The following is a 6,172-nucleotide window of genomic DNA, read 5'->3' on the forward strand; positions in this document are numbered from 1 at the left end:
ATAATATATTTATTGAGTTTCACAATTTTTAATCTCTATGTGACTTATGAAATTCTTGATTCGGAAAAATGGAGATGAATAATAAAAGGAATATACAAAACTTTCTTATAGCCCTTGGGATAATTATATCCACAGTATCATTTTTATGGGAATACTTTTTTCCTGTTGTAATTCTTTATCGCAATATTGCTTATGTTGTAGGGCTTCTGATTTCCCTTTCAGGCGCCATAATGTTTGTTGTGCAGTTGAAGAGAAAGAGGCAGACTCTTCAAAAAATCGGCAAAGGGACAGTTTCTTTGTTTTCTATAATAGTAACTGCCGTAATTCTTATAATAATCAATCTCTTGAGCTATGGAAATGGTATAAGAATTGACCTTACACGGACTGGAAAATATTCCCTTTCAGAAGAGACATTGAAGGTTATATCTTCACTTCAGGAGGATGTAAAATTTATAGGTTTTTTTCAGGAAGGCTCGGAAGCTATTATCCCTTTTCGGGACTTAATGGATGAGTATAAATTTAGGTCAAAGAAGATAGATTATGAGATAGTTGACCCTGATAAAAATCCTGCCTTGGCAAAAAAATATGATGTGCGTGCATATAATACTATTGTTGTAGATAATGGGAAAAATGTTAGGAAAATCAATTTGATATCAGAGTCGGCATTCACAAATGCACTGATTCAGGTTAAAACTACCAAGCGAAAACTTATATGCTTTTTAACAGGACATGGTGAGAAAAACATTTTATCTTCAGACAGCGACAAGAACGGCTATTCACTGATAAAAAAAACTCTTGAGGGGAAAGGATATGATGTAAAAAATTTAGATCTCTTTAATGAAAAATCAATTCCTGAGAACTGTTCCCTTATAATAATAGCAGGCCCTGTTAAAGATTTCGTCCAAGAAGAGATTGACCAGTTGACAAAATATGTCGAATCAGGAGGGAGTTTGGCTTTACTGCTTGACCCCGGCTATTCAGGAAAATTAATTGACTTTGCAAGAAGTAAAAATATCATTTTTTCAGCAAATGTAGTTGCAAATCCTCCAACAGGAATTTTTGGGAATGACCCTCTTGTTACCATTATAAAAAATTATGGCAGACATCCTGCTGTTGCGGGATTTCAGGTTTATTCAGTTTTTCCTATTGCGCAGGCAATTGGTTATGATGAAAAAAGAGCTGCAAAAAGTAGAATTAAGGCTACCTTTGAAAGAATTTTCATAACAGATAGTAGAAGCTGGATTGAAAAAGATGGCAAAAGACCGTATCAATATAATCCACCAATTGACAAAGGAGGTCCGGTAGCGATTGGAGGTATATTTTCTGAGATAAAGACAGAAGATGAAAAAGCTGCAAATATTCTTGCTATAGGTGATTCGGATTTTATAAGTAATGCTTATTTAGGTATTTCAGGTAATTCCGATGTTTTTGTGAATTGTATTAGATGGATTACTGACCAGGAGGATATGATTGTTATTCCCAGAAAACCCAGAGAATTTAGCTCTGTTAATATAACTCGCTCGGAAGGTAATATGCTTTTCATATCATCTGTAATTACTTTTCCGGGTATAATTTTGTTAGTAGGAGCATTTATCTTTCTAAAGAGAAGAAAATTATGAGTAAACTTTCAAAAGCTGTTTTATTATTGGTAATTCTATGCATTCTATCAGTAGTCTATTATTATGACACTATAAAGAAGAAATTGATTGAGAGAGAAAGAGAGGAGTCTGAATATGTATTTAACTTTAATCCGGAAAAAGTTACAGCTCTTGAATTGAACAATAACGGTAAGATTACATATGTAAAAAAGGATAAAAATGGCATTTGGCAAATGGTCAAACCCTATGAAGATTCGGGTGATAGTGAAGTCATAGAAAGAATGCTTAAAAGAATTAGAGAGATCAAAAGTTTCAAGGAAATATCTCCTGCAACTGATGACCTATCACCTTACGGACTTGATAATCCAACAGCATCTTTTAAAATCTATGAAAATGGAAGTGATGAGCCCACTATTTCAGCACGGATTGGCTTGGATAGTATAGTTACTAGCGCTGTTTATGTAAAAATTGAAGATGACCCGGTAATTCACTATGTAACAAATAGATTGAAGACTGCTGTCAAAAGGCGCCCCTATGAGCTTAGAAATAAAAAATTGATAACCATACCTCCAAGGGACATAAATGAGATTGAAATACATAGAAACTCGAAGAAGTTTGTCCTGAAAAAAACGCAATCAGGATGGAGAATGACCTATCCTCATCAAGGGCTCTCTACAGAAGCAATAGCTTTGCATAATATCAGTTTGGTAAATTCAATAGTTATAAAGAGGTTTGTAAGAGATGTGATAGATGAAGAAGATTTAAAGAAATGTGGACTTTTGCATCCTCTTTTCGTCTTTAAAGCTGTTGGGGCCAAGAACAAAGTCTATGAAATAAAATTAGGGAAAATAACGGGCGATAGAGGAATGTATTTGATTTCTAATATGCGAGATGGAATCTACTATTGTGAACGGGATATTTTAGATCAGCTGCCTGATGAAGAAATTGATTTGCGCCAAAGAAGAATTTTTCCTGTTTATATTCATGATATGGCAAAGGCAGTATTGAAAAATAAAAGAGGTGAAATTACTTTTGCAACAGATGAAAAAAGATTGTGGTGGGGATATGTAAATGGTAAAAAATATCCTTTGAATCCTTTCAATGTACAGCGGCTTTTTGCTGTTGCGACAGGTGTGAATGCAGAAAAATTTGTAAATGATCCTGCTCCAGACCTTTCAAAATATGGACTCAATCCTCCTCAGGGGTCATTTACAGCCTATGACAGAGATGGGAATAAATTAGGTAGCTTCCTTATTGGAAAACTCAATAAAGCAGGCATTAAAGCATATTGTATGAATGAGGAATATAAGGAAATTGCAATAATAGATATGGTTTTTGTTAGAGACTGGCTTGGAAGAGAGCCAGATTTTTTTATATCGAAAACTGAAAATGGAGAAAAAAATGAACGACAAAAAAAATGAAAAGGGACCATCTTTTGTATTTAGGGATAAAAGGTCATTTTTAAAAGCTGACGATGAATTGAAAAAGGATGAAGAAAAAAAGAGCAAAGTTTCTGAGGAAGAAAGAAGGAGATTTGAGAGCGCAACTGCTGAAGGAAATATTCCGGAAGTAAATTTTTCAATGCATGTAATAACGCTTTATCAACAAGCCTGCTTTTATCTTGGAATAAAGATGCCGCATCCTGATGCACCCGAACCGCAAGTCAATCTTCAAGTTGCTGATATAAATATAAAAACACTAAATATGTTGAAAGAGAAGACGGCTAACAACCTTACAAAGGAAGAGGAAGACCTCCTCAATGAAGCTATTTATGACCTCAAAATGAAGTATGTTGCAAAAGCAAAAGAACTTTCTTCTTCTTAATTTCCTGACAAAACATCGATGAGTAAAATTAAATTTTACTTGAATTACTGGCTTGTTTATTTCCCAATGACCGTCATTACTTTTTTTTGCTTCCATATACTTAATCGGGTAAAAGTGTTTGGTAAGACAAATGTTCCAAAAAAAGGCGGATTGTTGATAATGGCAAATCATATTTCTGCTTTGGATTCTTGGTTGGTTGGTCATATTTTCTTCCCAAGAAGAATTTTTTTCCCTGCAAAAGCAGAACTTTTCAAGGGCGCAGTTGCCAGAGTTTTCTTTAACCTAATGGGCGCTTTTCCTGTTGTGAGAGGAAGATATAATGAACGAGTTATGAGAAGGATAGCTGAAATTTCTCAAAAAGGAACAATTTTAATGCATCCTGAAGGAACTCGTTCACCTGATGGAAGGGTTGGTAAAGGAATGCGCGGAATAGGGAAAATAATATATGAATCAAAAGTGCCTGTCCTTCCAGTTTATCACATAGGTATTCAGCATTTCCTTCCAAAAGGTGCTATTTTCCCCCGTTTTTTTAAGAAGATGGAGATAATTATCGGTAAGCCTATGAATTTTGAAGAAGAGAGAAAGAAAGAAGCTTCGAAAGAACTCTATGCCGAGATTTCAAATAAACTAATGGACAATATCCGCCAACTGGCAGAAAATAGGGGAGCATTATAATAAACTCTTTTAATTATCTGTTTCTTTTTTTGATTCTATTTTCGATCCGGCAACTTTTACTATCAGCCAACCTGTAAAAAACCAAAAAACTCCAATGATAAGAGCAGTCATTGGCTCTGCTACAGATCCGCTTTTACCGAATAAAAGCAGGGCAATTGCAGTGAATATAATTCCAAAGAATTCAAAAGCCCTGCCAATTGAATAGAAGATCTTTGCCATTACTATAGGTGATAATAATTGGTGTGCCGGCTTTTAGTAATAAGATGTGACATCAGGTGTGCCGTCACCGTTGCTGTCTTTTTCCATCTTTACTATTTTATCGTTTTCTACATATTGCCAAAGGTCTATATTTCCGTCTTTATCTTCATCGATAAGGATTCGCGTTAGCTTCCCATTCTGAAATTCTTGCCATGTATCAATCTTGCCATCAAAGTCTTTATCTATTTCCTTCTTGACAAGTTCGCCGTTTCTAAAAAATTCATAGAGATTTTTAACTCCATTTTTCTTTTCAGAAATGATTCTCTTCGCTATTTTGCCGTTGGAGTAATATTCCCAGATATCTATACGACCATCAAAATTTATATCCGCATTTTTAGAAACAAGGTTTCCGTCTTTGTAAGAAAAGAATATATCGAACTTTCCATCCTTGTTTTTGTCAATTTCAAGCTTTTCTACTTTGTTGTCAGTCCCATAGGTTTCTTTTTTGTCTATGGTACCATTTTCATCAGTATCATAATCAATCGATGTTATTTTTTTGTTTGCATAGTATCTGAAGGTGTCCATCTTCCCGTTCCCATTGCTGTCAACTTCATCGCTTGTAACTTCATTGTTGCCTGTTACATGTTGGATAAGATCAATTTTTCCATCTTTATTCGTATCGGCTTCTACCCTTTCAGGTTTCCCATTTTTAAGATGGTATGTAATATCTGGTTTCCCATCTTTGTTTGTATCTACTTCAACTTTGTAAATCTCTTTTTCATTTTTCAGATATTTCCAAATGTCAGGCTTCCCGTCGAGATTTTTATCCTGAGAAAACATAACTCTCTTGCCATATTCATAGTAATCCCACATATCAGTCTTACCATCTTTATTCAAATCAGCTTTTCTGATTTCTTTTGGTTTAGGTTTAGTAGCGGCATCTGCTGGAATAATAGACGGTAAAAACAAAACCAAAGATAAAGCTATCAGACTTGCAAAAAATCTTTTTCTCTTTTCCAATTTTAAACCCTCTTTTTTAAGTGTTGCTATCCAACCGGACTCAAATGTCCCGATATTTAACCAATCCACATCTTTAATGTCAAGTGTTAAATCACGATAAATGTTTACAAATTCTTTACAAAAATTTCAAATTTTTTTTAAATTTTTTAATGCTCTAAAATGGGATGAATAGCTTGTACTTTTTTTTGCCGCTTCTATAGGGCACTTTCAATATGTTTTTTCTTTCTTCTTTCGGGTAGTGTGATTCATTTGAAATATCATCAAACTTATCGATATTCCATCCTCTTTCAATTTTTTCAACTTCTATAATAATATTGTCAATATTTTTAATTATTCCATAAATTGTTACTTTTTCATCTTTGATCAAATTTTTTAAAAGGTCTTTTTTTTTATTTTGCCTATTGACGACATATAATGCCTTTTCGAATAATTTTCCTTGGAAGAAGATATATTTTTCCTGCATGTAGCCTTTTGCCTCTGCTTCAATTACTCGATCAGTGAGAATTGTGCTGAAAATTTCATGGAATCTTATAGGAATGCCCTTCACTTTTCTATATTCCTTGATTAAATCATTTGGCTTTAATGAGAGATAAGAGGAATAATTGGAATCTTCTGCTTCAATTTTAAAAGGTATCAATAAAAAAATTGAGATAATGATTACAAATATATATGTCTTTTCCCCTATTCTTGTCATAATCTTTATAATCGTCTAATTTTTAATATATTTTACAAAATTGTAGAAATAGCCGCCATGCTTATTAATCAGTTTGATGAATATGATGTTGCAGGTCATGAGTTTCATCATAACCAAAAGCTTGACAGCCCTTCTGGCACAGCTAAATCAATAGTCAATATAT

8 protein-coding genes are annotated in these 6,172 nt (G+C 33.8%); 5 read left to right on the plus strand and 3 right to left on the minus strand.

Annotated features, from left to right (window positions below; genetic code table 11):
* Positions 1-68: 68 nt before the first annotated feature.
* From D6734_02390 to D6734_02405, 4 genes are read left to right on the plus strand one after another with little or no spacing between them, the layout of a single operon-like run.
* Positions 69-1,619 (plus strand): hypothetical protein, encoded by a 1,551-nt coding sequence (locus D6734_02390; GenBank protein ID RMF97316.1) that lies wholly within the window; start codon positions 69-71, stop codon positions 1,617-1,619.
* A complete protein-coding gene (locus D6734_02395) occupies positions 1,616-3,019 on the plus strand; it encodes a DUF4340 domain-containing protein (GenBank protein ID RMF97317.1) in 1,404 nt (467 codons plus the stop codon). The genes D6734_02390 and D6734_02395 overlap by 4 nt, the downstream gene beginning before the upstream one ends.
* Positions 2,988-3,422 (plus strand): DUF1844 domain-containing protein, encoded by a 435-nt coding sequence (locus D6734_02400; GenBank protein RMF97318.1) that lies wholly within the window; start codon positions 2,988-2,990, stop codon positions 3,420-3,422. Before D6734_02395 ends, D6734_02400 begins: the two co-directional genes overlap by 32 nt.
* Before the next feature lie 18 nt (positions 3,423-3,440).
* Positions 3,441-4,097, plus strand: coding sequence for a 1-acyl-sn-glycerol-3-phosphate acyltransferase (locus D6734_02405; protein ID RMF97319.1), 657 nt, complete (start codon positions 3,441-3,443; stop codon positions 4,095-4,097).
* 9 nt (positions 4,098-4,106) lie between these two features.
* Here the strand turns inward: D6734_02405 and D6734_02410 are convergent, their stop codons facing one another.
* From D6734_02410 to D6734_02420, 3 genes are all read right to left on the minus strand, one after another.
* Positions 4,107-4,316 (minus strand): hypothetical protein, encoded by a 210-nt coding sequence (locus tag D6734_02410; protein RMF97320.1) that lies wholly within the window; start codon positions 4,314-4,316, stop codon positions 4,107-4,109.
* A gap of 33 nt (positions 4,317-4,349) precedes the next feature.
* On the minus strand, positions 4,350-5,384 hold the full coding sequence (locus tag D6734_02415; protein ID RMF97321.1) for a hypothetical protein: 1,035 nt from the start codon (positions 5,382-5,384) through the stop codon (positions 4,350-4,352).
* A gap of 85 nt (positions 5,385-5,469) precedes the next feature.
* The gene (locus D6734_02420; GenBank protein ID RMF97322.1) at positions 5,470-6,009 is read right to left on the minus strand and encodes a hypothetical protein; all 540 of its coding nucleotides are present in this window, start codon (positions 6,007-6,009) and stop codon (positions 5,470-5,472) included.
* Positions 6,010-6,066: 57 nt separating this feature from the next.
* Between D6734_02420 and D6734_02425 the strand changes: the two genes are divergently transcribed.
* Positions 6,067-6,172 (plus strand): 4-hydroxy-tetrahydrodipicolinate reductase (locus tag D6734_02425; GenBank protein RMF97323.1); only part of this gene is annotated, 106 nt, incomplete at its 3' end.

The sequence above is a fragment of the Candidatus Schekmanbacteria bacterium genome (assembly GCA_003695725.1).
In the GTDB taxonomy this organism is placed as follows: Bacteria; Schekmanbacteria; GWA2-38-11; order GWA2-38-11; family J061; genus J061.